A 25,654-nucleotide genomic window follows, 5' to 3' on the forward strand; every position below is an offset into this window, starting at 1 on the left:
ATTACATACTAATTAAAGCAAATTAGAGTAGGTGTTTACGTTAAACATTACTATTTCTTAAATAAATTTTATACAAAATGGATTGATTCTATATGAAACTTCTAACTCTGCTTTTTGGGGCGTTAGTTCTTTTTAATACAAATGCCCAGAGTGTTCGTTGGGAATTTAGAGAGTCTGGTACAAATTGCCACTTTTATTCATCTGGTAGATTAGATATCAATGAAAATGAGGTTATTCAATATTCGGTTGGTTTTGCAATTGTAAGTAAAGAGCATGATATAAGTGAGTATTTAAAATCAATAAATTTAAAACCTAATGAATACGTTTTACAGTTTAGTTTGGGCGTTTACAGCTCAGCGGATAAGTTTGGATTTTTAGGTGATAAATTAGATGTACCTTTACAGTTAAAAGTAAATGGCATTTCCCTTGAGTCATATGAGAATGAGTACGGTACTACTTTTTATATTCGTGGTGAAAATGCGAAACAAATATTAAGTAAACTTACTAGAGACAAAACTATACCTGTAAAAGCAAGTGTTGGTAACATTGAACACTCAATTCCTTTATCAACTGGAGATGTGGATTTTGTTTTAAAAAGTAAGTTACTTAAAACTTGCGAAAATCATTTTATTTCTAAGAACAACGAATAAAACAAGTCAGAGTTAATTTAAATAAATTGGAGTGGGTCTACGTTATTTGAGTGGGTTTTCACGTTATACTACTAGATAATTTAAGGATGTTTTTGTGTTAAATTTAAGGGTCAGTTTATTAGCTGTATTTTTAGTTGGTTGTTCTTCAACAAGCAAGCCGATAATTGTAAAAACTTATAATTCTCCATCAGTGAATAGCGTAGCATTAGTAAAGCCAGTAGCTTTTATTCGAATCGAAGCAATCGATGACGATCATAGTTATGACATAATTCCAAGTGGTGGCTTCACTAATGAGTACGAAATAGAGTTTATCTCAGGTAAGCATAGCTTGCAGGTGAGCTACTTTAATGGAGGTAATAAATCTTTTGGTTCTGTTGAATTAAGCATAGATGTAGAAAAAGATAGAAAGTATATTCTTAGGTCAATAACAAATCATAGTGATGGTACTTGGTATCCAGCTTTAGTAGATGTTACAAATAAACCTGAATGTTGGACATTAGATGTAGGTACTCGATTTGGCCCCAAAAACTGTGAGTAATAAAACGGCTCTGAGTTAATTTAAAAAATTAGAGTGGGTCTACGTTATATTCTCTTCTAAAATGGAGGTCAGTTTGAGACTTTTAAACCGAAAACTTAGAATGGCAGTTGTTTTTCTAATCAGTTTTATTTCAAATGAAACTTTGGCAAATTGCGATTTAGATAATATGGCTGAATTATCGTCAATTGAAATTCAAAATTGCTCAGTTAAGCTTATTGGTAAAAGAGATTTATATATTGATTGGATGCTCCGAGCAAAACAATTAGGTAGTAATTATGCTCTATTTAATATGTACAAAAATAGTATTTTTAAATTAACTGAAAAAGAGAAAGGTGAATTCTTAAATTTAGCTGCTCAAAATTGTTATTTTCCAGCAATTACAGAGATGTTTTACCTTGCAAAACAAAAAAAATCTAATGATGTTGAATTGTGGGCTACGTTAGTTGCATTAAACACAGTTAAAGGTAGTGTTAACTTTAAGGAGGCTAAAAAAGTGCTGATTAATAAGCCTAATATATCGTCTATAGCTTTACTCTCTTTTCTCAGTCGATTTGAATGTATTGACACCTTCGAAAATATGAGACGAAAATAAAAATAAATAGAAGGGACATAGTCTGACCTATCTCCACAGAAAATCATATAAATCAGTAAAATTAGAGTGGGTGTCCACGTTAAATTATGAGGCTTATAAGTAATGAAACGTTATTTAATTGCTTTAGTATTATTAAGTATTTTGGGTTTGAGTATGGGATACCAATACTATAGTTCACCCAGCAAAAGCGATGGTAAAGTCGTAAGCTTTGATCTTGTAATGGGTTCTGCAGATGTGAAGAGCTACCTTGAACATATTATTTCGGATCAAAAGTCCACAAAAGTGGTCTATCAAAGAGCTGAGGCTGTTCTTAAAAAAGTTGATAAAAGCGATGTTAGTATCGGCTATATTAAGGATGTTTCTAATCTGGCACACATGATATTAGGCCACAAAAGGTATTGGTGTAATATCAAGCTTGGAAAAAGTGTAGAAATAGATTTAGTAGTTGTCCTTTATAAAAACAAAGAGTCAAATATTCAGAATTTTTCGCTAACAACGAAAGATTAAAAGGGATTAGAGCTCCTACGAACAATAGTTTACTTATATGTTTAAGCAAATTAGAGTGGATGTCCACGTTAAAGCTTTTTTAACTCGCAGCTCGTATCTCGTGACTCGAAGCTTTGCTGCTACTCAATTGACTTATAAGTTTAAGCAAATTAGAGTGGATGTCCTCGTTATAGATGCCACAGCTTAAAACCTTCCAGCTCAGCATTGAATCTTAGGTATATCACTCCAGCGAGTTGTGTATCTTGGGCTTAAAAAATCCCGCTTCATTTCCCATGACTTAGTTTGTTGTTCGCTGGCTAGTCTAATAGTGCCTTTACCAAATACTTTGTTGATTGAATCTAGGCTGTTCATTAATTTGCTGTTGTTCAGTGTTGGGGTAAATAAGTCGGCTTGCATAAACTGCTCTGAGACAAGTTCAATAGCCCCAATTCCAGCTTTATAAAAACGTACGCCGTTATGGAAAAGTTGAGGTAATACTTCATTAACCGCATTGGCTAAGACTCTGGAATCACTTGTTGGAACAGGGAATTCATATAAGAAACTGCGTTTATAAAAGTTATCTTCATGCGGTGAGCTGTGTGCAAATATTATTAATTGTTTTGTCATTGAGCTTTGCTCTCTGAGCTTTTTACCAACAATAGAGCAATGAGTAGATAGGGACGACTTTAAGTCGTGTACGTCCGTTACACGTTCCCCAAAACTCCTTGTGCTGAATATCTCTTGTTTAGGTTGTTTTACATCATCCCAAGATATACAAACCTGACCGTTTAGCTCTTCTATTGTGCGCTCTACAACTACTGAGAATTGTTTACGCATGTACTTAGGGTTTTGTTTCTTTAAATCTAACGCTGTGTAAATACGCATCATGTTGAGTTTTTTGCCTAATCTCCCCCCAATTCCCCATACATCGGTTACTTCCATTTTTGCCAGTATTTCATTTGCCGAATAATCATCATCAATAACCGCAACACCGTTATAACCCTCTAACTTTTTTGCTGCATGATTAGCCGCCTTTGATAAGGTAGGCGTTGTGCCAAACCCTACACCGACAGGAAGCTTTGTCTCACGCCAAACCGCTAGCCTAATGTCTTGGCCGTACGCGTGCCAGTCATCAATAATTGACTTAAATCCAGTGAACTGTAAAAAGCTTTCATCAATAGAGTAAATGTATTGGTTATCACAGAAACGACCAATTACATTCATCATGCGAGTGCTTAAGTCTGCGTATAGCTCGTAGTTGGAAGAGCGAACCACAACGTTATGTTGCTCTAGGAACTTTCTTAATTTGAAGTAAGGTTCAAACTTAGGCACGTTAAGCTTCCTAGCCTCTGGGCTAACCGCGCAAACACAACCATCGTTATTGGTTAGAACAACAACAGGTCTCTTTCTAATACTTGGGTCAAACACCTTTTCAGCACTAGCGTAAAAGGCTACAGCATCAACTAAGGCAAACAAGATAATAGCTCTCTACTTTTGCGATGTAATCTAACAGAGCGGATCACAACACCTTCAATCTGAAACTCGTCAGCATCAGATATAGAAACAGGAGGGTGGTTTATAGAGGCCGATAGAAGTTGCTTACGCTGCTTGTCTAAGATTTTACACACCAAGTTACCGTTGTAATTGGCAACGATAATATCCCCTTGAATAGTGGCTTCTGCTCTATCAACAATGAGTAAGTCACCTTCATATATCCCAACATCCTGCATGGAGTCACCGTTAGCTTGTCCAATAAACGTGGCATTTGGATGTTTAACAAGGAGTTTGTCGAGGGATAGCCCCAACTCTGTGTATTCAGCAGCTGGGGACTCAAATCCTGATATCCCTGCGTCAATATTGATAGGTATAACTTTCATAATATCGCATTAAGTAACTGTGTATAAATACAGTATAGTTTTGATTTGTATTTTATAAAAGTTATATATTTGCGTGATGACGTTATTGTTCTTTTTTCTTTATTTAAAAGACTTTTCGCTTGCGGCTGGTTATCTTTTTCAACAGCCAAAAAACGTAGGTGGCTTAATTTGTTTTTTTTAAAGATTAAAAGACTATTTCACCTGCGGCGCAGGTTGTCAGTTCCCGACACAACCTAAGCGAATACATCCACGGCGGTCATCAATAATACATCCCTGTACTGATGACATCCCTTCATCCATGAAGTGAACAATACCTTTTTCAACAGCCAAAAAAGGTAGGCGGCACTTATAATGAAATAGAGCGCCGCCCGTCACTAAGTATCTAATCCTCAATCAGGCATCCATGCTTCGAATTTTATAAAAAATAATATTTAACAAAGTGATTTTGTGATGGAGACTTAAAAGCAAAAGCGCGAACCTTCGGCTCGCAGCTACTCAATTGACTTATATGTTTGACCAAATTAGAGTAGGTGACAACTTTATTTCTAAAAAAATTAGAGCGGATGTCCAAGCTCTACCGCCAGAGATTAATGAATGAAATTATTAAAAAAATGTACTGTTTTTGAAGATGATAGTGGTAGGCAATATCCAATAGACGTCGCGTGTAAAGAAATAGCTCATGTAATTGAATTACAGGATCGGCTTATACTATTACCTTATTTTTATATTGATGATGAAGAGAATAATTACAGAGCTGTATTTTGTTTTTCAAAAGAGGATGGACATTTAATGTGGCGGTCTCAGCCTCCTTATGAATTAAATGAACCGTATTTTGATGGGGATGAAACGGTAGATTCAATGAGGTTATATAAAGAAGATAATGAAGTAGGTGAAAATATTCATTTTTTGAGTGAGGTAACTGATGGAAGGTTTGATAGACATAACAATTGGACAACAACCCAAAAATATATACGGATACTCTGTGGGTATCATATAAGTAATAATCAAGGTGAGTTAGTGCCTAGCAAAGGCCAACTGCAGTTAAATTTAACCAAAGAGGAAGAAGATAAACTGTTAATTGATGGTGCCACAGGGCCTTTATGGTATGCAAAACTTGACGAACCATTTGATGATGAACGTCATTTTATTCATGTACCACTCGGCTCATTCGTTGTTTCTGTTTATAAATTAGATATTGATACAGGAAAGTTATTGAAAATTAGAAAGGGCGAGCTGTGAATCAAACCCCAATCCAATCTATGGGCTAGAGCTCTTAATTGGAGTAAATAGCCTGCGATTTTTGATGGTATCCATATATTTAATTAGGATGTTATTTAGATGGTAAGGCTCCAGCTTTTAAACTCATGGACAATACCTTTTTGCAACAGCCCAAAAAGTTAACTTAGGCTGGTGGCTTCGTTAAAGCTTTTAATTCGCAGCTCGTATCTCGTGACTCGAAGATTTGCTGATACATCGTATTTGTCTGAACTTTAAGGTTTCGCCTCTCGGCGACCATACCTTTTTTCAACAGCCAAAAAAGGTAGGCGAAAAAGGCCGCCCGTACCAAATATCTATTTGTATTAAATAGTAACTTTTATCTTCAAATACGGAAAAACATTCGTCCCTGAGCATTTTCCTCAATCGGGCATCCATGCCCGATCGATTTGAGAAAAGTTATATTTAATACAGATGTTTTGAATCGGGAGGTAGAGCAGAGCGAAAAGCAAAAGCGCGAACCTGCGGTTCGCTGCTACTCAGTTGACTTATATGTTTGAGCGAATTAGAGTGGATGTTCACGTTATATTGTTAAGGTATTAGGGGTAATCGTACTATGGATTTAATCGCCACTTATTGGCCCAGTTTTATTAGTACAGTAATTTTACCTCTTATCACTGGTATTATAATCTCTACAGCTGGTTGGGATGGTATTAAGTCAAGGGCTGCGTCTGATGCACAATCTTTAAAAATGGCAAAATCCATTGAACAAATACACACTAATACTAGTGGCTTACAAGAGAAGGAAGATATACTCAAGTATTATCAGGATCAACTTGCTAATCATAATTATAAAGATGAGATTTTACAAAAAGTAGTAACACAGTATTCGTCCATGGAAGCTGCAATTAATAATTTTGAAAAATATAGAAATTCGCCTAGTAATGAGCGTGGCGATCTTTCTGAAGAAGTTATAAAGCTTATAACTTCTGAGTTAATTCCAATTCAGTCACGTTCTGATTTGCCGAATAAACCATTGATATTAAAAACGGCAAATAACACCTTTCGAGTTTTATTTTCAGTGCCTATGCGAATACCTCCTAAGTTGAATTTCAGTAGTATTCCGGAAGAGGTAACAGCTAATATTATAGAAAGTAGTAAGTTTGGTTTTACGGTTGTATTTTCTCCAATAAGCATCGAAATAAGTAATTTTAATTTCACTGCAGATTCAAGGTTTTACTAAAAAAAACATAGTATGTGCTTAAAAATAAAACGAGTCAGGGTTAATTTAAACCAAACAAAGCCCAATAGCGTTAGCTATTGGGCTTTGTTGCTTTTTCGCTCTTGCTCTGCTTTTATTTCTCCATCACAAAATCACTTCATTTAATATTATTTTTATAAAATTTGAAGCATGGATGCTGAGAAAAGACTGGCTGTCAGGGACGATTTTCCAGTCTGTTTTTGTAAATAAAATAATATTTAATTAAGTATTAGATTTTGTTGGAAGCGGCTTTTTTCGGTTACATTTTTGAGCTGTTGCAAAAAGGTAACTCGCCGTCAGGTGAAACCGCCTTTTAAAGGTTTATAATAAACAGAGTCAGAGTGAATTTAAATAAATTAGAGTAGATGTCGGCATTGGTTGCTTTTTAGCCAACTATATTTTTCCGCTTAAGTAAGCGTTTGGAAAGCTATGTCTTTGAGTCTTTCTGAAGTTGGTAATGAGTGTTGCTCGCCTTTGAGATATTGTTAAAATAACTTTTAAAATAAAGGAGAGCTTTAATGAAATTAACTAACTATATCTTAATATTCGTATTGTTTTCTATTTGCAGTGGTGCATTCGCTGATGAAAGCGGAACAACTGAACCTATAGCAGATACTGAACCTACAATTTGCTACAAAATAGCGTGGGAGAAGCTCGGCTTTACAGTAGGTCAATCTGTGGAGTTGTGTGGTGGAACGACAGATGCGCGAAAAGTTATTCTATGCGCCGTAAAAGCTTGGTCTCATCCGGAAAATGATGGTTTAGGTTTGACTGCAGGACTGACTGTTCAGTTGTGTAAAGCTAGTGCAAATAGTAATTAACTTTAAACAGGAATAGGAATGTAAACACTGTTAAATAAACTTAGCTTAAGCTTAAACTGGAAACTTTTGCTTTTGATGTAAAACGCGCATGACTCGTATATTTTTACCGTCAATCAAATAAGATACGATCATAGATACTTCGGGAATAATTAATAAGCGTCCTTTAAATAACGCTCTTTCAACGCCCATTAAAGGCTGTTCAAGTAAGGCTTCTACTTTTGACTCAATTATTTGGTCTGTTTTCTCAGCCGCGATGGGGTTGAAGTTGTATAGGAATTCAAATATCTGTTCTCGATCATTTAATGATTGTTCTTCCCAAAATATCATTTATTTCTGATCTTCATCTTTCTTGCTTCCATCTGGTTTTTAGCATCATTATGCTCAACAAAGTTAGCTTCACCCGCATCAAACTTTTCAAATGCAGCGTTCACTTCTTCTAGCAACCATGTGTCGTGACTTATCGTCTTTCGTTGCTCAGCGGCTAAGCTTTCTGTTAGCTCACGGCATGCGTCACTTAAAGTACGTCCTTGGCTTTCAGCCATTAATTGCGCTAAACGTTTGGTTTCTTCATCAACTCTAAATTGAATACGTGCATCCATTAGAACTTACCTTAAATTTATGTTGTGTGTACAAACGTTAGCACTGATGTTTTGCTGTGACAACTAAAATAAAGCGGGGTAAATAAAACGAGTCAGGATTAATTTAAACCAGATAAAAGCTCACTAGCGTTAGCTCTTGGGTTTTGTTGCTTTTCGCTGTTGCTCTGGTTTTAGCTCTGGCTCTGCTTTTACTCCCGATTTAAAACATCTGTATAAAATATAACTTTTCTCAAATCGGTTGGGCATGGATGCCCAATTGAGGAAAATGTTCAGGGACGAATGTTTTTCCGTATTTGATGATAAAAGTTAGTATTTGATACAAATAGGATGTTTGGTTACGGGCGGCTTTTTGGCCTACCTTTTTGGCTGTTGAAAAAGGTATTGTCGAGTACATGGATGTACTCGCTTAGGTTGTGTCGGGAACTGACAACCTGCACCGCAGGTGAAACAGTCTTTTATCTTTTAAAATTTAAGTTTAAGGTTGTGTCGGGAACTGACAACCTGCACAGCAGGTGAAACAGTCTTTTAAATCTTTAAATCTTTAAATCTTTAAAGCTCATCAATTAAAAATCCCTAATTCAATATAACCAGAAACTATATTAATTTAGAAAACGCTAATATAAGTTATTTATAAATTAGTAAAATCTAATGTACTATATATTTATTAGATAATTCTAATGCATACCGTAGAGGTGTGTTTTATTAATTTATTATTAGTTATTGGAGTATGAATATGTCATTAGAAAAAGCGTTAAATGCATTTGCAGGATTTATGATTTTGTTGTCGGTTGCTCTTACTGTGTATGTACACCCAAACTTTATGTGGTTTACTGTATTTATTGGTGCAAACTTGTTTCAACAAAGCTTCACAGGCTTTTGCCCAGCGTCAATCATTATGAAAAAAGTGTTAGGTTTTAAAACGGAAAAAGAATTAGCGCTAGGGAAGTAGCTTAAAAGGGGTCAGACTCTGACCCCACTTATTAAAATTAATCCATCCAAGTAATCGCTAAACCATTTTCTTTTAAAGCAACAAAAAGATTATTGTTTGAATATATCTCTACGACACCGCTTGTTAGAAAATTTGCCATTTCAGCATCTTGAAAGCCTACTGAATTACTATCCCAAGTAATAACAGAGCCATCACTTTTTAAAGCGACATAGTCATCCATATCAGTATAGGGACTAGTAACATAGTGTGAAATTTTATTAATACCTATATCGTTATCATTGATAATGGCTTCATCGGCTTCACTCAAGTTATAATTTCCCCAAGTGAAAAGGCTACCATCTGCTTTTAAAACCGTAAAATCTCGAAAGTAGTATGCATCAGTCGAATAAATATCCACTATATTATTGCCAAGTATATTTGAAGCGTTCTTTACAAAATCAATGTCTTCTTCAGTTGCATAATAATACTCGGTATTTGAATTTTCCCAAAAAACAGCTGAGCCATCTGTCTTTAATGCGGCAAAAGCATATTTAAAGGCATATACATTACTAACATCGTTAATTAACTGATCTGCAACCTCTGCAATATCGCCAACAGTTCCCCAAAAAATAACGGAACCATCTGTTTTCACAGCTGCAAAAAATTTATTTGTGGATAAAATTTTAACAACATTACCTGATAACTCGTTTGTAACATCACCTGATAATATTGTCTCATTATTGATATAACTGTAGATGCCTTTATCTCCACCATTCTCAGCATTTCCCCAGGTAATAATGGAACCGTCAGATTTTAAAGCGACAAAAACATTTTCATTAGTATAAATATCAATAACATTTTCGGTTAATAAATGAGAAGGCGAGCTACCTCCATAATCACTACTCCCCCAAGTAACTACGGAACCATCACTTTTTAATGCAGCAAAAGCATGAAGGGTAGAATATATTTTGGTGACATTACTGGTAAGCTCTGAAGCAACAGAGCTGGTGCTACCACCAGAACTTAAATCTCCCCATGCAACCACTGAACCATTACTTTTTAAAGCGGCAAATGCAGCAGAGTTACTATAAATATGGGTAACGTTATTCGTTAACATATCACCATTGGTTCCAGCAATACCGCTGTTAGAACCTCCCCAAGTAACTACAGAACCATCATTTTTAAGCGCTGCAAAAGCATATTTTGTAGAAAAAATTTGGCTAACATTTGCTTTTAACTTGTGACTAACATTAGATATATCACCTCCGGAGGAACGCTTACCCCAAGCAACAACTGAACCATCAGTTTTAATTGCCGCAAATGCATAATAATTAGGAGTGATTGTGGCGACATCTCCTATATAGGTGACATGCTCATCTATGCAACTGGATAAAATAAAACAACAAATTATAGCCGTTAGACTTTTTTTTATAATACTCATTTTAATCCTAGGACGTCCTTTTATGGTAAGTGAAGGTACTTTTATTGAGTCACTTTAATATATTATGTGAATAATAACAAAACGATAGTGATACATTTTTAGTATATTAACGGCGCAATAATTTGATTTCACTTGACCTTGATTAACTTTTAACACAAATTGCACATGGCATATATTCGATATAAAAATATATAACTTTTTTAGGAACATTAAATGAAATTATTACTGACCATGACTACTTTATTTGTCAGTTGCTTATCTTTAGCAGAAGGCGCCGAACGTAATCATTGGTATGCAGGATTAGGTGTAGGTCACACTTTATATACCGATGATACGGCAGAAAGAAGTAGCGTGAGTAAGGATATTTTTGCAGGTTTTAAACCTAACCGTTATATCTCTATTGAGTTGCAATATACTAATTGGGGTAAATATGACAATGACAACTCAGTTTTAGATCACGTAGAAATAGAATCTGTAGGAGTAACAACTTATGGTATTTTACCTATAGATAATACTGGCGTTGAATTAACTCTAGGTTTAGGTATTCACAATACAATCTATAGTGAAAAATTTAATGTTGAAGGCAAAACAATAAACACAACAAGTAATGCTCCATTGAGCTTGTTTGGCACTGTTGGGATAAATTATACTTATGTAAATACTCCCAATATCACCTATTCTTTCAAGCTGAAAACTCACCAGCTTAGCTTTCATTACGAGTTAAATGATGGCCCTCTTTATGAAAATGATGGCGTTACGGGTCTAGATTCTTTTGGCAGAACTATTAATTCAATTAACTTTTCTGCTCAATATAATTTTTAACATCCAGTCTGATTTTAAAAAACTCAAAGAGCAAAGCAGATAAGGTTAGTTGATCTGCTTTTAAATCCAGTTTAAAACTTCACAGCTTCTAGCTTTCCTGTCTTTATCTAAATTAAAAGCTAAAGCAACGTCCAATATCTAGAAAATTAAAATAAAAAGACTGTTTCACCTCCGGCGGTCCTCAATAAAACATCCATGTCTTGATGACATCCCTTCATCCTTGAAGTGGCAGGTTGTGTCTGGAACTGACAACCTGCGCCGAGGGGCGAAATAGCTCTATCAGTTTCTCACGATGTAAAAGTAGACACTTCTTAAATGTAAAAACAAAAAAAGCAGATAGTGTTAGCTGATCTACTTTTTTTATTTAAGTCTTTCAATTAAGCTTTTTTCGCAACTCGCAACTATTTCTGCCAAGTACTTAACGCTTGAGACACAGTAAACTTACCTTCCAACAATGAACGACCTAATATGACGCCACTAGGTGTGGCGTTGTCGGTGCCTGAGCCGATTAACGATGGTTTAAGCTGTGTTATGTCATCCAAGCAGCTAATGCCGCCAGAGGCTTGCCAGCTGATGGTTGGGAACTGTGCTGCTAGTTCTTTGTATAGCTGTTGGTTTGGACCTTGTAATGTGCCGTCTTTGTCTATGTCGGTACACAATACATGTTTTAAACCTACCGATAAGAAGTCATTTACTAACGGCTCAAGCTCTACGCCTGAGTTTTTTTGCCAGCCGTGTGTGGCTATGCACTTTTTACCGTCTTGGTTTATGTTGATATCAAGCGCTAACACTATGGCTTCTGTGCCGTATTTGTTGATCCAGCTTTTTACGAGTTCAGGTTCTTGTACCGCTAACGAGCCAATGACCACACGGCTTACGCCTGAGGCTAATAACTGTTTCACGTCATCTTCTGTTCTTACACCGCCGCCAGCTTGGAACTGCATGCGTTTGCTGTCGGCCATGGCTTTGATTAAGGTTAGCTGACGTTTACTTGTGTCTTTTGCGCCTGTTAAATCAACTATGTGTAACCATTTAGCGCCTTCGTCGGCGTATTGGTTTACCAGTGTTACTGGGTCTACGCTGTATTCTGTTTTTTGTGCGTAATCGCCTTGATAAAGACGAACCACTGAGCCGTCAATTAAATCTATCGCTGGAATGATCATGTTTACATCCGAATAAAGTTTTGTAATAAAGTTGCGCCTGCGTCACCGCTGCGTTCAGGGTGGAATTGCACACCGTAAAAGTTGTTGTTACCAATGGCCGCAGAAAACGCTTGGCCGTATTCACAGCTGGCTAAGGTGTATTGCGACACTGGCGCGCAAAAGCTATGAACAAAGTAGAAGTAACTGCCATCGGCAATACCTGCAAATAACGGGTTATCTTTTTCAACTTTGATTTGGTTCCAACCCATGTGAGGGGAAACCAAATCAGCGGTATCCATACGTGACACTTCTGTTGGAATTAGGTTTAAACAATCCACGCTTTCGGTAATGTTGCTGGCAATGTGGCTGCCTGGCACTTCGTTAGAAAACTCAGTCATTAATTGCATGCCCAAGCAAATGCCCAAAACAGGTTTGGTTATTTGCTGAATGGTTTCAACCAATGCTTTTTGCTTTATGTTACTCATGGCTGAAGAGGCTGAACCTACGCCCGGTAAAAACACTTTGTCGGCACTGAGTATTACACTTGGATCGTCAGAGACGGTCACCGTTACACCTAAACGCTCAACGGCAAATTTAACCGAAGAAATATTGGCGCAGCCCGTGTCGATGATAACGATTTTTTGTTCGCTTTCTTTGCTATCAAGAGATGATTTATCAAGAGATGATTTATCAAGCGCCATTACAAAGCCCCTTTAGTTGACGGTAATACATCGCCTTCTACTTTTATGGCTTGGCGTAAAGCGCGGCCAAATACTTTAAACAGGCTTTCTACCTGGTGATGCGCATTGCCTTTGGTTGTGCTCAAGTGCAAGGTCACAGCCATTGTTTGCGTTAACGAGTAGAAGAAGTGCTCAATCATTTGAGTAGATAATTCACCAACACGTTCTTGGGTAAAGTCGGCATTAAATACTAAAAATGGACGACCAGAAATATCTAACGTTGCTTCTGCTTTGCATTCATCCATTGGAAGGGCAAAACCAAAACGGCCAATGCCACGTTTGTCACCAAGAGCTTGTTTTAACGCGTCACCCAAGGCTAGGGCGGTATCTTCTACTGAATGATGATCGTCAATGTGCAAGTCACCGTCAGTGGTTAAGTTTAAGTAGAAACCACCGTGAGTGGCGATTTGATCTAGCATGTGATCAAAAAAGCCCATACCAGTGTTGATCACTGGCTTTTCTGTAGAGTCTAAATCAACAAATACGTTAATGTCGGTTTCAGAGGTAGTACGTACAACCTTGGCGGTACGGCCTTTTTTGGCAAAGCTTTGTTCTATCTTCAACCAGTTGTTGTCAACAGGGTCGTATTTAATACCAACAATACCCATATTTTCAGCAAGTTGAATGTCGGTTTCACGGTCGCCAATAACAAATGAGTCGGTGAAATCAATTAAGCCTTTTTGTAGGTAATCTTTCACTAAACCTAGGTTTGGTTTACGGCAGCTGCAGTTTTCGTGATCAAAATGCGGACAAATAAGCACGTCGTCAAAGGTAACGCCTTGGGTTTTAAATACTTCCATCATCTTGTCATGTGGCGTATCAAAGTCGGCTTGTGGGAATGCATCTGTACCAAGTCCATCCTGGTTAGAGACCATTACCAGTTTATAACCTTTAGCTTGTAGACGAATAAGAACTGGAATAACCATAGGTTCAAATACTAGCTTTTCTAAGGTGTCTAGTTGCTTATCTATTTTTGGCTCTTCTACTAACGTGCCGTCACGGTCGATAAATAAGATTCTTTGCTTTGTTGTCATAGTGATTGTTCAACCTTTGAAAATATAGAATTGACCAGTTCCATTTGTTGTTGGTTACCAATAGAAACGCGTATGGTGTTTTCCAACATTAATTGTTTGGATTGATCTCTTAATAATACGTTTTGTTGCTGGAATGTTTGCATGGCCGTTGCAGCCGTTAATTTGCTGTTTAGCTTTAATAATACAAAGTTAGTTTGTGACGGATAGACTTTTTCGACAAACGACCACGTTTTGGCGTTTGTTATAAAACTATCGCGCAGGGCATTAAGCTCTGCCACTTTGCTTTTCATCCAGTTAATGCCATCTGGTGATAATGTTTGCGCTGCAATTTGTGCCACAGGTGCAGAAATTGGGTAGGGCGCAATCACCTTTTTTAAGGCATCCATTATATTGTTGTTGGTTAAAGTAAAACCACAACGTAATCCGGCTAAACCAAATGCTTTTGATAAGGTACGCAGTACAACGACATTATCGTATTTGTTAATTAATGAGACGCTGGTGGCCTCAGCACAAAACTCGATATAAGCCTCGTCCAATACCACAATGCAATCGTCTGCTGTTGACTCAATAATGTTAATGATGTCAGCGGTGTTAACTAAGTCACCCGTTGGGTTATTGGGGCAGCAAATGAAAATTAAGTTAGCCTTTTGTTTATTGGCTAAAATGGTTTCCACGTCTAATTGCAAGCTGCTGGTATTTGATGCGGCTTTTTCTAGCCCATGTATTTCTAACAAAGGAACTGTAATTACACCACAACCATGTGTTTTGGCACTGATAGCGTACATACCGTAAGTCGGCGGACAAATGATAATGTTGTCATTTGAACTACAAAAGGTACGAATGAGTAATTCAATACCTTCGTCAGCACCACGAGTGGCTAACACTTGCTCTGGTAAAACACCGGCATAATTTGCATAACCTTTGATTAAAGGTTCTGGCTGAAAGTCTGGATAACGGTTATACATTTCTGGGTTAATGGACACCGTAGGAACGTATGGGTTTTCGTTTGCGTTAAGCCAAGTTGTTTCAACCTCTGCGGCATTTGCCATGGAGAATAAACGACGAGCCGACTCGTATGGAACCAAATCTTTTAATTCGGTTCTGATTAATTTATTTACTAAATCAGTCATTGTTGTTCTCTTTCAGATCTTCTTTAATCTTATCTTGTTTAATTTGATCAAGGCGCACTTTCACGGCAAGTCTGTGAGCATCTAAGCCTTCGGCTTTAGCAAGTGTCATAATGGCTGGGCCAATATTACTCATGCCTTGTTTTGATACTTCTTGCACGGTGAATTTACGATTAAAGTCAGCCAAGTTTAATGAACTTAGTACTTTTGAATAACCATAAGTTGGTAGTACGTGGTTAGTGCCACTGGCGTAATCGCCTGCGCTTTCCGGTGTATAAGCACCAAGGAAGATAGACGCGGCATTGTCTAACTCAGGTAATAAAGCTCTAGGGTTTTCTGTTTGTACAATTAAATGCTCAGGTGCATACGAGTTACTGATCTCAATCGACTGCGCTAAGCTGTCGGTTAAAATTAATTGGCTGTTGGCCAATGCCTTTTTAGCTATGTCCACACGAGGTAATAACGTTAGCTGTTGCTCAAGTTGAACTTGAACTTGCTCTATTACTGCCTTGTTATCACAAACCAAAATAACCTGTGAGTCTGGACCGTGTTCTGCTTGCGACAATAAGTCGGCAGCAATAAACACAGGATTAGCAAACTCGTCAGCAATCACTAACACTTCAGAAGGGCCTGCTGGCATGTCGATAACCGCACCTTGGCTGTCTTGGTTAACTTGCTGTTTAGCTTCTGTTACAAAGCTGTTGCCAGGACCAAAGATTTTATCTACTGCTGCAATTGAGTCTGTACCGTAAGCTAATGCGGCTACAGCTTGTGCGCCACCCACTCGATATATTTCAGTAATGCCACACAATTGCGCGGCATATAAAATCTCAGCAGTAATGCCACCAAAGTTATTTTCTGATGTATCAGGTGGCGTGCATAACACCACTCGTTTACAACCAGCAATTTGCGCCGGTACGCCTAACATTAATACCGTAGATGGTAACGGTGCGCTGCCACCTGGGATATAAAGCCCAACCGAACTAATCGCTTTTGTGATCAATTCACAAACCACACCGTCACTGGTTTCAATACTAATATCGTTAGCTATTTGTGCTTTATGAAACACAGCAATATTGTTATAAGCCAGCTCAATAGCCGCTTTAGTTTCATCGGTTAACAATGAAAGTGACTTGGCATGTTGAGCCGGACTTAACGCAACCTGGTCTAACTTAATACCGTCAAACTTTTCAGTCAGTGAGAGAAGGGCGTTGTCGCCTTCTTTTCTTACTTGAGCTATCAGTTGCGCTACCGCGTCAGACAAACCTTGTTTGTTAGTCATAACCGGGCGTTGTAATGCTCGTTGCTGTTCTTGCTCAGATAATTGTTGCCAAACAATCATGAAAGTTACCCCATCATTTTTTCAATTGGCATAACAAGAATTGATGTACAACCTAATTTCTTTAATTGTTCCATCGTTACCCAAAATAGCGTTTCTTTACTTACTACGTGAATAGCAACTAACTCGTCGTTACCAGATAGTGGTAATACCGTTGGGTTTTCAGCACCCGGTAATAAGTCTTTAACTTGCTCTAATTTAGATTTAGGCGCGTGTAACATAATGTACTTAGATTCTTTGGCTTGCATTACGCCGTTGATCCTTGGTAATAACGTATCTACTAACGCTTGTTTGTCGCCATCTAACGGCGCTGATTTTTGAATTAATACGGCTTTTGACTGGAAAATTTCAAGCGCTTCATATAAGCCGTTGGCTTCTAATGTTGCACCAGTAGAAACTAGGTCACAAATTGCGTCGGCAATACCAGCGCGTGGTGCTACTTCAACAGAGCCCGTTAACATAACTGGCGATGCATTTACGTTCTTTTCTTGTAAATAACGTTTAAGCAACTGAGGGTAAGTAGTTGCAATGCGCTTGCCTTCAAAAGACTCTATGCCTTTATAGTCAAATTCATTTGGTACTGCGATTGATAAACGACAGCCGCCGTATTCCAAACGTTTTAATACTTGATATTCAGCAGGCTCATTAGATGTTTGACGTTCTAACATCTTTTCTTCTAATTCATTTTCACCAATGAAACCTAGGTCGGCAATACCGTCCATAACTAGGCCTGGGATATCGTCGTCACGTACTAATAATAAGTCGATAGGTAAGTTGGTTGAATGTGCGATAAGAAGGCGATCGCGGATTGATAGTTTTACACCAATCGCTTTTAATAATTTAATAGACTCGTCGCTTAATCTACCTTTCTTTTGTATCGCAATTCTTAATCTAGTTGTGTCTGTCATTTTGTTGTCCAATTATTTACTGTTTAAAACGAAAAAAACCCTGAAGATTGGCCTCCAGGGTTTTATATGATTTTTTGCTGGAGGCTTCTATTTTTCAAATAGCCGCCAGCGAAATAAGCTGAAAACTATTCCGATGGAAAATGATGATGCCAGTTAAAATTAGTTTTCATTATTCTTACTTCTTTATATTCTTTAAATTGAGACGCTAAATTAAGTCGTGAGCGAATTTATTGCAACCCTTTTTTTATAACGAAACATAAAAAATTTGAAAAAAAAGAATATCGGTCGATAAATGTACAATTAAGTAAGGTTAACTTAATATTAACCACATAAAGTAGATGGTTTATGGCACAGTAGTCACAAGCAATTTAACAAGGCCATCCAAAAACCATCTATTCAATAGTTTATTCTGTAGATAGTGAACGGAGAATGATAATGACAGATATTATATACAATGTACTCACTAGGCCAATACCGAGTGACCCAGATAAAATAGATGCCTATCATTTAGCTAAGGTTGCTAAAGATGCGAAAGTGAAACGTATTGAAGATGACGACCCTAACCCTAATCAAGAAAAGCCTGAACAAAATAGTAAGAACAATAAAGGTGAGACTAAAGGGCAGTCTAAAGATCAAGGAAAAGAATCAGACGCTAACGATCATGGTGAACGTGTAAACGAAGATGAACATGGTCGAGGTAAATATAAAGACAAAGATGGAGTTGAACACTTGGACATTTTTGTCTAGTTGTCTATTTGTACAAGCTCTCTGCTTATACAAAATGTCTGTATAAGCTATCTGACTAGCCTATTAGCTCCAACCATTAACCGCTGTAACTTGCATGCTCAAGTTAATAGAAGCTGAAAGGCTAATTAGAAAAGCTAGTCAGAAAGAGCGTAATACGAGTGCTTAGACGGTGACGCCTGCATCTTTTAATTTTTTATTGATTTGCCCAGTTACAAAGTCTTTCAACATGACCCAATCTCCCAACAAACTATAAAACGGGTAAGTAAAAGTAGCGGGTCTGTTCTTCTCTATAAAAAAATGACCCACCCAAGCAAATCCGTATCCAATAACGGGCAATACCCACAACATTAGGTATTGAGCTGTTGATATCGCAAAAAACAGCACAGCCAGAACAAGAAAACTACCTATATAGTGTAATGCTCTGCATGTGGAATTACTGTGATCTCTTAAATAGCTCGGATAAAACTCTCTAAAACTACTGATTTTATTACTTGTCATGCTTTTACCTTCAAACATTATTTATTTTTAAATACTATTTATTTTTAAATACTATTTATTTTTAAACATTAGGGTACCAGTGACTTTCCCTACGTCAATAGTTTCTAATTTTTTGTAGTTGCCGTCATTAAATAAAGTTAGGTTTTTATCTTTGGTGACAAAGATAGCCACACCTTCACTGATACTGTTTTCGTTCACTATGGTATCAACCGCTTTAATTAAGTAACTGCCCAAACCGTGTTGCTGGTGGTCTGGATGTATCGCAATAAAGGTTAATAAATGATAATGCTGATAAGGAATGGCGGCAGCCACACGCTTTTCTTTTTCAATCATGTTTTGGGTACTTAAAACCCCAGCACTTAACATCATTTTTAAACGCCAATGCCAAAATCTATCGGGTTCCAATCCTGCTTGAGGCTCTATTAAACAAGCGACACCTAATAAATGCTCGCCAGAAAATAACCCTATCATCGGCTGTTTGGTTTTCCAAAATGCAGCTAATTCTTCACGGATAGCACTGCGTAGTCGTTTGTCGTAGTCGGGCTTGTTATGTTGGAAAATATCTAAAAATACAGGATCATCTTGGTAGGAAACAAATAATAATGAAGCGGCTAAGTTAATGTCTTCAGCGTTAAGTAGTATTGCTTTAATGCTGTCGTTTTCAGTCGTGTTTTGCGTGACATCCATATTATACCCTTATTTTTTTTATTGTTTTTATTAAACTAACAAGTGTTGAGCCATTATCCAACTAAATTTATCCCGTATGCAAGAATAACAGTATATGTTAAAACTAGGTTTGGGCGCGTTGATTTTTGCAATGAAGCTTTGCAGTGAAAACGGTACAGCTCGAATAACTAAATTATTAAAGGTGGGAAGTTTATGGATACATCTGTTCACGATATTACTGCTTTATTTGCCCAACTAGGGTTAGACAATACTCCAGCTGGAATTGAAAACTTTATAAAAACCAGTGTTATAGCTGATGGGGTGGCAATTGAAAATGCTGAGTTTTGGAATGTCGCGCAAGCTAGTTTTATAGCGGATTCGTTACAAGAGGACTCTGACTGGTCTGAAGTAATAGACCAATTAGATACTATGCTACGCAGTTAATGGCTTGTTAGATTGGATAGATAAAATAGAAATATAGAATAAAAAAATCCGGCTGAAATCTCAGCCGGTAAACCAATCACATGTCAATTTTTACTAGTTAAATAGGAGAAGTGGGAATAGGGTTATTCAGTCAACATATTAGTAACGTATTCAATACCTTTGGTTCTTAGCGGTTTTGATAACTCAGAACGTTTAGCATCAATCAAACTAATTCCTTCAACAATTAAATCATAAGCTTTCCATTCGCCCGTTTTACTGTTTTTACGTAGTTTGAAGACCATACTAATAGGTGGCGCTTCTTTTGATACTAGTTCAGTTTTGATATCGATCATGCTTTTATTACCAACATCTCTATCTGCTTCGTATCTTACTGTTTGGTTATTGTATTGAGATAACGCTGAAGAATAGGTTTTAACTAAGTTTAACTTCATCGCTTGTACAAATTCAGTGCGCTGATCTCGGCTTGTTTTTTTCAACTGTGGGCCAAGTATTTTATAAGATGCAAAAGTCACATCTATATAAGGCATCAATACAGACTCAATAATAGATTCCATATTTTCGTCGTTAATTAGGTCATTAGCTTTAGCTTCACCGACCGAAGCGAATACTTGTTCGCCTACATTTTTAATCAAGGTATAAGGCGACTCTACATCTGTCGATAGAGCATGACTTGAAGTGGACAATAAAGTCGTAGCAGTTAAGCTAAATATGAGTGTTAATGATTTTAACATGGAGCCTCCTTCGTTGATTAATCAATAATTTAGTAAATAATAAGTAAGTTATAGTAAGCAAAGAATATGCAAACAATAAGTAAATAAATATTTAGTTTGTGTGTCTTTTTAAAGTGTGAGAAGTATAAAACCGACCGATCGGTCTGTAAAGTCTAATATCAAACTAAGTTATAAGGAAAGTATAAGTCTGCACATCTAGATCTAAGCTGCAGGCTTTATTTTTAATGGAGGGGCTAGGTTTATAGTGCTAAATAATGGATAATTACATCAACAGATATTTTCCAATTGGTTATGAATAGCATGCAATTAATAGACTCTCATTGTCATTTAGACAGAATAGATCTTGAAAAAGAACAAATAGAATTTGAACAACTGATCACAAATGCGGAAGCTGCGGATGTAAAACATCTATTGTGCGTGGCTATTTCTATGGATCAATTTCCATCCATGTTTGAAAAAGCCAAGGCTTACAAAAATGTATCATTCTCTTGTGGTGTTCATCCATTGCATGTTGGAGAAGATAAAAACTTTAAGTTGGAACAGCTTGCTGAGTTAGCCAGTGAACCTCGAGTAGTTGCAATTGGTGAAACAGGTTTGGATTATTACTATTCAAAAGACACAGTTAAACAGCAACAGCATTCGTTTGAACATCATATTGATGTGGCTAACACTATGGATAAACCGTTAATTGTCCATACACGTGACGCGAGAAAAGACACAATAGATATTTTAAAAAGCAATCAAGCTGACAAATGTCGTGGTGTTTTACATTGTTTCACTGAAAACTGGGAAATGGCAAAAGCCGCTTTGGATATTAACTTCTACATTTCAATTTCTGGCATAGTCACCTTTAAAAATGCACTTGAACTACAAGAAGTAGTAAAGAAAATACCATTGGATAGATTGTTGGTCGAGACCGACTCGCCATATTTAGCACCAATGCCACACAGAGGTAAACAAAATCAACCGGCTTATGTGAAACATGTTGCTGAGTTTATTGCGGGTTTAAAAGGTGTTTCTGTTGATGAAGTGGCTGAAGTGACAACCAATAACTTTAAAGAGTTGTTTAAAACCGCCAAAGTTTAGTTCTTTATATGAGGGGCTGTTTATCTTTCATAAACAGCCCCTAGTATGAAATGACCGACATATGTAAAAAGTGAAGACCGTTTCATCTTCACACCTTAAAACTCTCAATCCTTCAAGCTCTACAGCCCTCAAGCCCTACAGCCTTAAAACCTTCATTTAAAACTATCTAGGCTGCATGCGAATAGCACCGTCTAATCTAATGGTTTCTCCATTGATATAAGCATTGCTAGCAATATGCGCAACCAGATCGCCAAATTCTTTTGGTAGCCCCATACGTTTGGGGAATTGAATGTTAGCGACTAAACCTTCTTGTACATTTTCAGGCATCCCTAACAACATAGGTGTTCCCATTATCCCTGGTGCAATTGCGTTTACTCTTATTCCTGAACGAGCTAAATCACGTGCCATAGGCAAACTTAACGCGATAATACCGCCTTTACTGGCTGCATAAGCAGATTGCCCCATTTGCCCTTCATAACCTGCGACAGAAGCTGTGTTGATGATAACACCACGCTCTAATGCTTCTCCCATTACGTCATTTTTAGCCATGTAATGCGCTGCAATACGAGCCATGTTAAAGGTACCAATTAAATTAATATTGATGGCCAGTGCAAATTTTGACAAAGGCATTGCCTCGCCTTCACGGTCAAGTACTTTAGCTGCTGGAGCAATACCGGCACAGTTAACACAAATATGAATGGCATTGTAATGTGCAATTACCTTTTTAAAGGCTTGCTCAGTTGATGCTTCATTGGTGACATCAACAATTTGGTATATTGCGTTTTCTTCTCCCAATTCAGCTACAGCTTGTTTTGCGGCTTCTTCGTTTAAATCAAAAATCGCTACTTTAATACCTTGAGCCACAAGCTGGCTGCAAGTTGCTCGGCCAAGCCCAGAAGCTCCGCCAGTGACTACGGCAATTTTATTATTCAAGTCCATGATTCTTCCTGTCTGTATTTAATCTTTATTTAATAAGCGTTAATCTTTATTTAATTCAGTGCTCGTTCGAGTTGAGCTGAATCAGCTTATTAAGCAATTTCTTTTAATAATTCTCTGGCGATAACAATACGCTGAACTTCACTTGTACCTTCATAAATAGACGTTACTCTGACATCTCGGGTTAAACGTTCAAGTGGATATTCTTTAATGTAGCCATAACCACCTAACATTTGTAATGCGTCGTAACAGGCCACATTGGCTTTCTCTGATGCAAATAACTTAGCCATGGATGCTTGTTTAGCAAAAGGTTGTCCTTGTTCTTTTAAACAGGCTGCATTCATTAATAATAAACGAGCGGCTTCTAAATCTGTGTATCTGTCGGCTAACATCCATTGCAGCCCCTGAAATTTAGATAATGCTTGGTCAAACTGTTTACGCTGTGCAATATAGTCACGGGCATAATCCATAGCGGCTAAACCAATGCCTAATGCTAATGAACCGATACCAATTCTGCCTCCGGCTAATTCAGCAACTGCTACTCTAAAGCCGTCATTCTCTTTACCCATTAATGCAGAGGCTGGAATACGGCAATCTTCAAAACGTACTTCATTAGTCGCAGACGCTTTTTGTCCCATCTTATGTTCAGCAGGGCCGACGATTAAACCAGGCGTGCCATTTTCCACTAAGAAACAAGAAATGCCTTTGCCTTTTTTAGCCGCTGAATCTGTCACTGCCCAAACAACAAAAACTCCGGCGTATTCAGCACTGGTGATAAACATTTTAGAGCCGTTTAATACGTATTCATCACCATCTTTAATTGCAGTGGTTTTCATTCCTGCAGGGTCACTGCCGGCTTCGGTTTCCGTCAAGCAAAATCCAGCTGCAGGATATTCACCTGAACAAATTTTAGGGATGTATTTTTGTTTTTGTTCTTCATTACCAACGGCTTGAATAACTTCAGCAACCATATTAGTAACCGAGGTTGTTACCGCAGTAGATGCACACCCTTTAGCAATTTCAGTAATGGCTAAACTAAAGGCAACGCTGCCAGCTTCTGTGCCGCCATAATCGCCATTAATGCTTAATCCCATAAAGCCAAGCTCTGCGAGTTGTTTTAGATTTGTTAATAAGATGTCTTGTGCATTACCTTTGTCTAAGCCTTCATCTAGTTTGGCCGCGTTTGGCAATAATTCGTTTTGGGCAAATTGACGAGCCGTATCTTGGATCATTTGCTGTTCTTCGGTGAGCTTTGTATTCATTACTTTCCCCAAGTCGGTTTTAAACAAGCCCCATGCATATGCTGTCGTTATTTATAAATAGATATAAAGGAGCTAGTTTAAAACGATTACTTTCTGTAGCGCTTATTATAATTATTAGCCACAGCATTCATTGGCGTTAATGTGCATTAAAAGGTTAATAAAGAAAAGAATAGGGCGGTAAATAGAGAATTGGATTATGTATTGATATTTTTACTAGCTGTAAAGCCCATAACGTATCCAGTCAATAAAACAATAAAAGTAAGTCATGGGCGTTGCTCTTGTGTAAGCGGATCGAACTGTTTATGGATAATATGATTTTTCAGAAAGTGATGAATTGTTTTGAATGGTATTAAGTTGTATTGAATGTTTTGAAAGTGGTGGGCGCTGCTCTTGTGTATGCGGAACGAACTGTTTTGAAAGTGGTAGGCGCAGCTCTTGTGTAGGCGGATCGAACTATTTGTGGATAATATGATTTTTCAGACAGTGTTGAATTGTTTTGATTGTTTTGACTGTTTTGAAAGTGTTGGGCGCTGCTCTTGTGTAAGCGGATCGAACTGTTTTGAAAGTGGTGGGCGCTGCTCTTGTGTAAGCGGATCGAACTATTAGTGGATAATATGATTTTTCAGAAAGTGTTGAATTGTTTTGACTGTTTTTAAAGTGATGGGCGCTGCTCTTGTGTATGCGGATCGAACTGTTTTTGAATAATATAGCATATAAGAAGATACTGATTGTTTTGAAAGTGGTGGGCGGTACTGGGATCGAACCAGTGACCCTCGCCTTGTAAGGGCGATGCTCTCCCAGCTGAGCTAACCGCCCACTTTCAAGGAGTTATAATTAGTGAATTCATTATTTACTAATTATTGTATTTAGATTGGTGGGCGGTACTGGGCTCGAACCAGTGACCCTCGCCTTGTAAGGGCGATGCTCTCCCAGCTGAGCTAACCGCCCAACCTAAATACTGATGAAGCTGATACAAATTATTCGGGAAAATAATTTGGTGGGCGGTACTGGGCTCGAACCAGTGACCCTCGCCTTGTAAGGGCGATGCTCTCCCAGCTGAGCTAACCGCCCAACTTCATCGACACATAAGCAACTAACTGCGCTGCTTCTGTGGGGGCGTATTATAGGGAGACCTTAATTAGAGTCAACTATAATTTAAAAGTTTTTTACTGTTCGGTTAAAACTTAGTCAAAGCGTTTGTTATTTGTAGAATCTGTTGCATCTTTAATCGGATATTAGCAAACAAGTTTTCCAAGTTTCATTATTATATTCCATTCATTTGGGCTTACAGGTTGAATCGAAAGTCGCCCACGTTTTACCAAAATCATTTCATCCAACTCTTTTGTCGCTTTAATTAATGGTAAAGGAACAAATTTAATGCACTCTTGTTGATATTGAATATCTAAACAAACCCACCTTGGTTTATCTGGGCTGGACTTAGGATCGTAATATTTTGACTCAGGATTAAATTGCAATGGGTCAGGGTAGGGAGCAGACACGACTTTTGCTGTGCCAGCCACGCCAATATTTTTGCAACTTGAATGATAAAACAACACGAGATCCCCCACTTTTACTTCATCACGTAATAAGTTACGAGCTTGGTAGTTGCGGATGCCGTCCCAACGGCCAGTACTATTATTATCGTTTTTTAAATCACTAAGACTGTAAGCGTCAGGTTCAGATTTAAACAACCAGTAGTTCATACTTACCTCAGTTATGGAATTTATTCGGCTTATATAATGGCAATAACAATTAATGTAATTG

General features: G+C 37.5%; 29 protein-coding genes and 3 tRNA genes. 12 read left to right on the plus strand and 20 right to left on the minus strand.

Going from position 1 to position 25,654, the window contains the following annotated elements:
- Window positions 1-92: 92 nt before the first annotated feature.
- The 4 genes from BTO11_RS10065 to BTO11_RS10080 all read left to right on the plus strand — a co-directional run bounded on the left by BTO11_RS10065 (window position 93) and on the right by BTO11_RS10080 (window position 2,287).
- The gene (locus BTO11_RS10065) at window positions 93-650 is read left to right on the plus strand and encodes a hypothetical protein (protein WP_105052479.1); all 558 of its coding nucleotides are present in this window, start codon (window positions 93-95) and stop codon (window positions 648-650) included.
- Window positions 651-744: 94 nt separating this feature from the next.
- Entirely contained in the window at window positions 745-1,188 is a 444-nt protein-coding gene (locus BTO11_RS10070; RefSeq protein WP_105052480.1) for a hypothetical protein, read from the plus strand.
- Window positions 1,189-1,261: 73 nt separating this feature from the next.
- Window positions 1,262-1,780, plus strand: a complete 519-nt coding sequence (locus BTO11_RS10075) for a hypothetical protein (protein WP_146105477.1) — start codon at window positions 1,262-1,264, stop codon at window positions 1,778-1,780.
- A gap of 102 nt (window positions 1,781-1,882) precedes the next feature.
- Complete coding sequence (locus BTO11_RS10080; RefSeq protein ID WP_105052482.1) at window positions 1,883-2,287, plus strand: hypothetical protein; 405 nt, start codon at window positions 1,883-1,885, stop codon at window positions 2,285-2,287.
- A gap of 198 nt (window positions 2,288-2,485) precedes the next feature.
- Here BTO11_RS10080 and BTO11_RS10085 read toward each other — a convergent pair whose 3' ends face one another.
- Both BTO11_RS10085 and BTO11_RS10090 read right to left on the minus strand, forming a co-directional pair.
- Window positions 2,486-3,742 (minus strand): Y-family DNA polymerase, encoded by a 1,257-nt coding sequence (locus BTO11_RS10085; protein ID WP_105052483.1) that lies wholly within the window; start codon window positions 3,740-3,742, stop codon window positions 2,486-2,488.
- A complete protein-coding gene (locus tag BTO11_RS10090; RefSeq protein ID WP_105052484.1) occupies window positions 3,730-4,143 on the minus strand; it encodes a LexA family protein in 414 nt (137 codons plus the stop codon). Before BTO11_RS10090 ends, BTO11_RS10085 begins: the two co-directional genes overlap by 13 nt.
- Before the next feature lie 594 nt (window positions 4,144-4,737).
- Here BTO11_RS10090 and BTO11_RS10095 point away from each other — a divergent pair.
- The 3 genes from BTO11_RS10095 (at window position 4,738) to BTO11_RS10105 (ending at window position 7,440) form a co-directional block, all read left to right on the plus strand.
- Entirely contained in the window at window positions 4,738-5,382 is a 645-nt protein-coding gene (locus BTO11_RS10095; RefSeq protein ID WP_105052485.1) for a hypothetical protein, read from the plus strand.
- A 592-nt stretch (window positions 5,383-5,974) separates the two neighbouring features.
- A complete protein-coding gene (locus BTO11_RS10100) occupies window positions 5,975-6,601 on the plus strand; it encodes a hypothetical protein (RefSeq protein WP_105052486.1) in 627 nt (208 codons plus the stop codon).
- A 536-nt stretch (window positions 6,602-7,137) separates the two neighbouring features.
- Window positions 7,138-7,440 carry a hypothetical protein gene (locus BTO11_RS10105; protein WP_105052487.1) on the plus strand — a complete coding sequence of 101 codons (303 nt, stop codon included), beginning with the start codon at window positions 7,138-7,140 and terminating at the stop codon, window positions 7,438-7,440.
- Between the two features lie 51 nt (window positions 7,441-7,491).
- Here the strand turns inward: BTO11_RS10105 and BTO11_RS10110 are convergent, their stop codons facing one another.
- Window positions 7,492-7,767 carry a type II toxin-antitoxin system RelE/ParE family toxin gene (locus BTO11_RS10110; protein ID WP_105052488.1) on the minus strand — a complete coding sequence of 92 codons (276 nt, stop codon included), beginning with the start codon at window positions 7,765-7,767 and terminating at the stop codon, window positions 7,492-7,494.
- Window positions 7,764-8,039, minus strand: a complete 276-nt coding sequence (locus tag BTO11_RS10115; RefSeq protein WP_105052489.1) for a damage-inducible protein J — start codon at window positions 8,037-8,039, stop codon at window positions 7,764-7,766. Before BTO11_RS10115 ends, BTO11_RS10110 begins: the two co-directional genes overlap by 4 nt.
- Window positions 8,040-8,772: 733 nt before the next feature.
- Between BTO11_RS10115 and BTO11_RS10120 the strand changes: the two genes are divergently transcribed.
- Window positions 8,773-8,988, plus strand: a complete 216-nt coding sequence (locus BTO11_RS10120) for a YgaP family membrane protein (protein ID WP_105052490.1) — start codon at window positions 8,773-8,775, stop codon at window positions 8,986-8,988.
- A 37-nt stretch (window positions 8,989-9,025) separates the two neighbouring features.
- On the opposite strand, the gene BTO11_RS10125 is transcribed toward BTO11_RS10120, so the two are convergent.
- Window positions 9,026-10,408: an RCC1 domain-containing protein gene (locus BTO11_RS10125; protein WP_105052491.1), complete on the minus strand. Its 1,383-nt coding sequence runs from the start codon at window positions 10,406-10,408 to the stop codon at window positions 9,026-9,028.
- Between the two features lie 213 nt (window positions 10,409-10,621).
- On the opposite strand from BTO11_RS10125, the gene BTO11_RS10130 reads away from it, so the two are divergent.
- Complete coding sequence (locus BTO11_RS10130; protein WP_105052492.1) at window positions 10,622-11,230, plus strand: porin family protein; 609 nt, start codon at window positions 10,622-10,624, stop codon at window positions 11,228-11,230.
- Between the two features lie 401 nt (window positions 11,231-11,631).
- Here the strand turns inward: BTO11_RS10130 and hisA are convergent, their stop codons facing one another.
- Genes hisA through hisG form a run of 6 tightly spaced genes read right to left on the minus strand, consistent with a single transcriptional unit; the run spans window position 11,632 to window position 17,520 of the window.
- A complete protein-coding gene (hisA, locus tag BTO11_RS10135) occupies window positions 11,632-12,393 on the minus strand; it encodes a 1-(5-phosphoribosyl)-5-[(5-phosphoribosylamino)methylideneamino]imidazole-4-carboxamide isomerase (protein WP_105052493.1) in 762 nt (253 codons plus the stop codon).
- A 2-nt stretch (window positions 12,394-12,395) separates the two neighbouring features.
- The gene (gene hisH / locus BTO11_RS10140; protein ID WP_105052494.1) at window positions 12,396-13,073 is read right to left on the minus strand and encodes an imidazole glycerol phosphate synthase subunit HisH; all 678 of its coding nucleotides are present in this window, start codon (window positions 13,071-13,073) and stop codon (window positions 12,396-12,398) included.
- Entirely contained in the window at window positions 13,073-14,146 is a 1,074-nt protein-coding gene (gene hisB, locus BTO11_RS10145) for a bifunctional histidinol-phosphatase/imidazoleglycerol-phosphate dehydratase HisB (protein WP_105052495.1), read from the minus strand. Before hisB ends, hisH begins: the two co-directional genes overlap by 1 nt.
- Window positions 14,143-15,276 carry a histidinol-phosphate transaminase gene (gene hisC / locus BTO11_RS10150; protein ID WP_105052496.1) on the minus strand — a complete coding sequence of 378 codons (1,134 nt, stop codon included), beginning with the start codon at window positions 15,274-15,276 and terminating at the stop codon, window positions 14,143-14,145. Before hisC ends, hisB begins: the two co-directional genes overlap by 4 nt.
- The gene (hisD, locus tag BTO11_RS10155) at window positions 15,269-16,615 is read right to left on the minus strand and encodes a histidinol dehydrogenase (RefSeq protein WP_105052497.1); all 1,347 of its coding nucleotides are present in this window, start codon (window positions 16,613-16,615) and stop codon (window positions 15,269-15,271) included. The genes hisC and hisD overlap by 8 nt, the downstream gene beginning before the upstream one ends.
- Window positions 16,616-16,620: 5 nt before the next feature.
- A complete protein-coding gene (hisG, locus tag BTO11_RS10160) occupies window positions 16,621-17,520 on the minus strand; it encodes an ATP phosphoribosyltransferase (protein WP_105052498.1) in 900 nt (299 codons plus the stop codon).
- A 435-nt stretch (window positions 17,521-17,955) separates the two neighbouring features.
- On the opposite strand from hisG, the gene BTO11_RS10165 reads away from it, so the two are divergent.
- On the plus strand, window positions 17,956-18,267 hold the full coding sequence (locus BTO11_RS10165) for a hypothetical protein (RefSeq protein WP_105052499.1): 312 nt from the start codon (window positions 17,956-17,958) through the stop codon (window positions 18,265-18,267).
- A 162-nt stretch (window positions 18,268-18,429) separates the two neighbouring features.
- Here BTO11_RS10165 and BTO11_RS10170 read toward each other — a convergent pair whose 3' ends face one another.
- Window positions 18,430-18,765, minus strand: coding sequence for an Mpo1-like protein (locus BTO11_RS10170; RefSeq protein WP_105052500.1), 336 nt, complete (start codon window positions 18,763-18,765; stop codon window positions 18,430-18,432).
- Window positions 18,766-18,816: 51 nt separating this feature from the next.
- A complete protein-coding gene (locus BTO11_RS10175; protein ID WP_105052501.1) occupies window positions 18,817-19,452 on the minus strand; it encodes a GNAT family N-acetyltransferase in 636 nt (211 codons plus the stop codon).
- 192 nt (window positions 19,453-19,644) lie between these two features.
- Here BTO11_RS10175 and BTO11_RS10180 point away from each other — a divergent pair, with 192 nt between their 5' ends.
- Entirely contained in the window at window positions 19,645-19,875 is a 231-nt protein-coding gene (locus BTO11_RS10180; RefSeq protein WP_105052502.1) for a DUF2789 domain-containing protein, read from the plus strand.
- 122 nt (window positions 19,876-19,997) lie between these two features.
- Here BTO11_RS10180 and BTO11_RS10185 read toward each other — a convergent pair whose 3' ends face one another.
- Window positions 19,998-20,606 (minus strand): MlaC/ttg2D family ABC transporter substrate-binding protein, encoded by a 609-nt coding sequence (locus tag BTO11_RS10185; RefSeq protein ID WP_105052503.1) that lies wholly within the window; start codon window positions 20,604-20,606, stop codon window positions 19,998-20,000.
- Window positions 20,607-20,906: 300 nt separating this feature from the next.
- On the opposite strand from BTO11_RS10185, the gene BTO11_RS10190 reads away from it, so the two are divergent.
- On the plus strand, window positions 20,907-21,692 hold the full coding sequence (locus BTO11_RS10190) for a TatD family hydrolase (RefSeq protein ID WP_105052504.1): 786 nt from the start codon (window positions 20,907-20,909) through the stop codon (window positions 21,690-21,692).
- A gap of 162 nt (window positions 21,693-21,854) precedes the next feature.
- Here the strand turns inward: BTO11_RS10190 and BTO11_RS10195 are convergent, their stop codons facing one another.
- The 6 genes from BTO11_RS10195 to BTO11_RS10220 form a co-directional block, all read right to left on the minus strand.
- Entirely contained in the window at window positions 21,855-22,631 is a 777-nt protein-coding gene (locus tag BTO11_RS10195) for an SDR family NAD(P)-dependent oxidoreductase (RefSeq protein WP_105052505.1), read from the minus strand.
- An 89-nt stretch (window positions 22,632-22,720) separates the two neighbouring features.
- Entirely contained in the window at window positions 22,721-23,890 is a 1,170-nt protein-coding gene (locus tag BTO11_RS10200; RefSeq protein ID WP_105052506.1) for an acyl-CoA dehydrogenase family protein, read from the minus strand.
- 740 nt (window positions 23,891-24,630) lie between these two features.
- Window positions 24,631-24,706: transfer RNA gene (locus BTO11_RS10205), tRNA-Val, on the minus strand.
- 56 nt (window positions 24,707-24,762) lie between these two features.
- Window positions 24,763-24,838 (minus strand) — tRNA-Val (locus BTO11_RS10210).
- 47 nt (window positions 24,839-24,885) lie between these two features.
- A tRNA-Val gene (locus BTO11_RS10215) sits at window positions 24,886-24,961 on the minus strand.
- 164 nt (window positions 24,962-25,125) lie between these two features.
- Window positions 25,126-25,593, minus strand: coding sequence for an EVE domain-containing protein (locus tag BTO11_RS10220; protein ID WP_105052507.1), 468 nt, complete (start codon window positions 25,591-25,593; stop codon window positions 25,126-25,128).
- Window positions 25,594-25,654 lie beyond the last annotated feature (61 nt).

The organism is Psychrosphaera saromensis, from assembly GCF_002954545.1.
Classification (GTDB): Bacteria; Pseudomonadota; Gammaproteobacteria; order Enterobacterales; family Alteromonadaceae; genus Psychrosphaera; species Psychrosphaera saromensis.

What these genes read in the sequence shown, in the direction of transcription:
- BTO11_RS10065 (WP_105052479.1), top strand. Translation starts at nt 93, where the DNA reads ATGAAACTTCTAACTCTGCTTTTTGGGGCGTTAGTTCTTTTTAATACA.
- BTO11_RS10080 (WP_105052482.1), top strand. Translation starts at nt 1,883, where the DNA reads ATGAAACGTTATTTAATTGCTTTAGTATTATTAAGTATTTTGGGTTTG.
- BTO11_RS10090 (WP_105052484.1), bottom strand. Translation starts at nt 4,143, where the DNA reads ATGAAAGTTATACCTATCAATATTGACGCAGGGATATCAGGATTTGAG.
- BTO11_RS10095 (WP_105052485.1), top strand. Translation starts at nt 4,738, where the DNA reads ATGAAATTATTAAAAAAATGTACTGTTTTTGAAGATGATAGTGGTAGG.
- BTO11_RS10100 (WP_105052486.1), top strand. Translation starts at nt 5,975, where the DNA reads ATGGATTTAATCGCCACTTATTGGCCCAGTTTTATTAGTACAGTAATT.
- BTO11_RS10105 (WP_105052487.1), top strand. Translation starts at nt 7,138, where the DNA reads ATGAAATTAACTAACTATATCTTAATATTCGTATTGTTTTCTATTTGC.
- BTO11_RS10110 (WP_105052488.1), bottom strand. Translation starts at nt 7,767, where the DNA reads ATGATATTTTGGGAAGAACAATCATTAAATGATCGAGAACAGATATTT.
- BTO11_RS10115 (WP_105052489.1), bottom strand. Translation starts at nt 8,039, where the DNA reads ATGGATGCACGTATTCAATTTAGAGTTGATGAAGAAACCAAACGTTTA.
- BTO11_RS10120 (WP_105052490.1), top strand. Translation starts at nt 8,773, where the DNA reads ATGTCATTAGAAAAAGCGTTAAATGCATTTGCAGGATTTATGATTTTG.
- BTO11_RS10125 (WP_105052491.1), bottom strand. Translation starts at nt 10,408, where the DNA reads ATGAGTATTATAAAAAAAAGTCTAACGGCTATAATTTGTTGTTTTATT.
- BTO11_RS10130 (WP_105052492.1), top strand. Translation starts at nt 10,622, where the DNA reads ATGAAATTATTACTGACCATGACTACTTTATTTGTCAGTTGCTTATCT.
- hisA (WP_105052493.1), bottom strand. Translation starts at nt 12,393, where the DNA reads ATGATCATTCCAGCGATAGATTTAATTGACGGCTCAGTGGTTCGTCTT.
- hisH (WP_105052494.1), bottom strand. Translation starts at nt 13,073, where the DNA reads ATGGCGCTTGATAAATCATCTCTTGATAAATCATCTCTTGATAGCAAA.
- hisB (WP_105052495.1), bottom strand. Translation starts at nt 14,146, where the DNA reads ATGACAACAAAGCAAAGAATCTTATTTATCGACCGTGACGGCACGTTA.
- hisC (WP_105052496.1), bottom strand. Translation starts at nt 15,276, where the DNA reads ATGACTGATTTAGTAAATAAATTAATCAGAACCGAATTAAAAGATTTG.
- hisD (WP_105052497.1), bottom strand. Translation starts at nt 16,615, where the DNA reads ATGATTGTTTGGCAACAATTATCTGAGCAAGAACAGCAACGAGCATTA.
- hisG (WP_105052498.1), bottom strand. Translation starts at nt 17,520, where the DNA reads ATGACAGACACAACTAGATTAAGAATTGCGATACAAAAGAAAGGTAGA.
- BTO11_RS10165 (WP_105052499.1), top strand. Translation starts at nt 17,956, where the DNA reads ATGACAGATATTATATACAATGTACTCACTAGGCCAATACCGAGTGAC.
- BTO11_RS10170 (WP_105052500.1), bottom strand. Translation starts at nt 18,765, where the DNA reads ATGACAAGTAATAAAATCAGTAGTTTTAGAGAGTTTTATCCGAGCTAT.
- BTO11_RS10175 (WP_105052501.1), bottom strand. Translation starts at nt 19,452, where the DNA reads ATGGATGTCACGCAAAACACGACTGAAAACGACAGCATTAAAGCAATA.
- BTO11_RS10180 (WP_105052502.1), top strand. Translation starts at nt 19,645, where the DNA reads ATGGATACATCTGTTCACGATATTACTGCTTTATTTGCCCAACTAGGG.
- BTO11_RS10185 (WP_105052503.1), bottom strand. Translation starts at nt 20,606, where the DNA reads ATGTTAAAATCATTAACACTCATATTTAGCTTAACTGCTACGACTTTA.
- BTO11_RS10190 (WP_105052504.1), top strand. Translation starts at nt 20,907, where the DNA reads ATGCAATTAATAGACTCTCATTGTCATTTAGACAGAATAGATCTTGAA.
- BTO11_RS10195 (WP_105052505.1), bottom strand. Translation starts at nt 22,631, where the DNA reads ATGGACTTGAATAATAAAATTGCCGTAGTCACTGGCGGAGCTTCTGGG.
- BTO11_RS10200 (WP_105052506.1), bottom strand. Translation starts at nt 23,890, where the DNA reads ATGAATACAAAGCTCACCGAAGAACAGCAAATGATCCAAGATACGGCT.
- BTO11_RS10220 (WP_105052507.1), bottom strand. Translation starts at nt 25,593, where the DNA reads ATGAACTACTGGTTGTTTAAATCTGAACCTGACGCTTACAGTCTTAGT.